Below are 1,914 nucleotides of genomic sequence, written 5' to 3' on the forward strand. Positions count from 1 at the left end.
CGGCGTCAAGCCGACGATCATCGCGGTGATCGCGCTGGCGGTGATCCGCCTCGCGCGGAGCGCGCTGCGCGGGACGCGCGCGGCCGTCCTCGCCGTCGCGGCGTTCGCCGCCTGCGCCTGCGGGCTCGACCCGCTCGCCGCGCTCCTCGCCGCCGGCGCGCTCTCGCTTCTCTGGGCGCGTCTGCGCGGCGGCCCCGCGGGCGCCGCCTCGGCCGCCCTCGCCGCCCTTCCCGCCGCGCCGCTCTCCGCGGCGGCCGCCGCGCCGTTCGGGCTCGGGGCGCTGTTCCTCTTCTTCCTCAAGGTCGGAGGGCTGCTGTACGGCAGCGGCTACGTCCTCGTCGCCTTCATCCGCGGCGACCTCGTGCAGCGCTGGCACTGGCTGACCGAGGCGCAGCTCCTCGACGCGGTCGCCGCCGGGCAGATCACCCCCGGCCCGCTCTTCAGCACCGCGACGTTCGTCGGCTACCTGCTCGGGGGCGCCGCCGGCGCGGCCGTCGCCACGGCCGCGATCTTCGTTCCGGCCTTCGCCTACGTCGCCGCGAGCGCGCCGATCCTGCCGAAGCTGCGCCGCTCCCCCTCCGCCGCCGCGTTCCTCGACGGCGTCAACGCCGCGGCCGTCGCGCTGATGGCGCTCGTCGCCGCGCTGCTCGGCCGCGCGGCGATCGTCGATCCGTTCACCGCGCTCCTCGCCGCGGCCTGCCTCGTCGCCGCGCTCCGCTTCCGCGTCAACGCCGCGTGGCTCGTCGTCGGCGGCGCGCTGCTCGGACTCGCCGTTCAGGCCTTGCGCTGAACGCGCGCGCCGCTCAGAGCGACAGCACGAACGTCAGGACGACATAGACGGGGAGCAGGAACGGCAGCGAGTAGCGCACGACGTAGCCGCCGAACGACGGCATCTCCACCCCCGCCTCCTCGGCGATCGCCTTGACCATGAAGTTCGGCGCGTTGCCGATGTAGGTGTTGGCGCCCATGAAGACCGCGCCGGCGGAGATCGCCTCGAGGTAGTGCCCGTGCGCGCCGAGCAGCGCGGCGAGCGCGTCGCCGTGCGGCGCGCCGGGGGAGAAGCGGCCGAGCGCGCCGGCGAAGAACGTCAGGTAGGTCGGCGCGTTGTCGAGCACCGAGGAGAGCAGGCCGGTCGCCCAGAAAAAGGCCGCGGGCGAATCGACCGCGCGCACGAGCCCCGCCAGCGCGCCGCGTTCGCCGGCGCCGAGGATCGCCAGCGGCGCGATCATCGCGGCGAAGATCGCCGCGAAGAGGATCGCCACCTCGGCGATCGGCCCCCACGAGAAGCCGTTGGCCCGCCGCAGCCCGCGCGGCGTCAGCGCGAGCGAGAGCAGCCCGATCGCGACGATCAGCCCGTCGCGGACGAGCTCCTGCACGCCGACGGTCGCGCCGAACAGCGTCGTCTCGCCGGGACGCCAGAGCGCGGAGAGGATCACCGCGCCGACGATCCCCGCGAGGAGCGGCAGGTTGACGAGGCCGCGCAGCCGCAGCGGGCGGCGCGGACCGGCCGGCGGCGCCGTCGCCTCCGGCGGCTCGCGGCGCCAGGCGCGCCGGTCGAGGAGGAAGTAGGCCGGCAGCAGCAGCGCCAGCGCGACCCCCATCTCCAGCGCGAGGCGGAAGGTCCAGAAGAACGGCACGCCGCGCAGGAAGCCGAGGAAGAGCGGCGGGTCGCCGAGCGGCGTCAGCACGCCGCCGATGTTGGCGACGAGGAAGATGAAGAAGACGACGGTGTGCGTCCTGCTTCGCCGCGCGGCGTTGGCGCGCAGCAGCGGGCGGATCAGGACCATCGCCGCGCCGGTCGTGCCGATCCACGAGGCGAGCAGCGCGCCGACGCCGAGCAGCGCCGTGTTCGTCGCCGGCGTCCCCCGCAGGTCCCCCTCGAGGACGAGCCCGCCGGAGACGGTGAAGAGCCCC

The 1,914-nt window shown here is 75.4% G+C and carries 2 protein-coding genes; one reads left to right on the forward strand and one right to left on the reverse strand.

Annotated features, from left to right (window positions below; genetic code table 11):
• The coding region (gene chrA, locus LLG88_08405; protein MCE5246924.1) for a chromate efflux transporter at positions 1-790 on the forward strand (790 nt) is incomplete at its 5' end.
• Positions 791-803: 13 nt separating this feature from the next.
• On the opposite strand, the gene LLG88_08410 is transcribed toward chrA, so the two are convergent.
• Positions 804-1,914, reverse strand: a 1,111-nt coding sequence (locus tag LLG88_08410) for a sodium:proton antiporter (GenBank protein ID MCE5246925.1), incomplete at its 5' end; no start/stop codon positions are given.

Source organism: bacterium (genome assembly GCA_021372775.1).
Taxonomy (GTDB): domain Bacteria; phylum Acidobacteriota; class Polarisedimenticolia; order J045; family J045; genus JAJFTU01.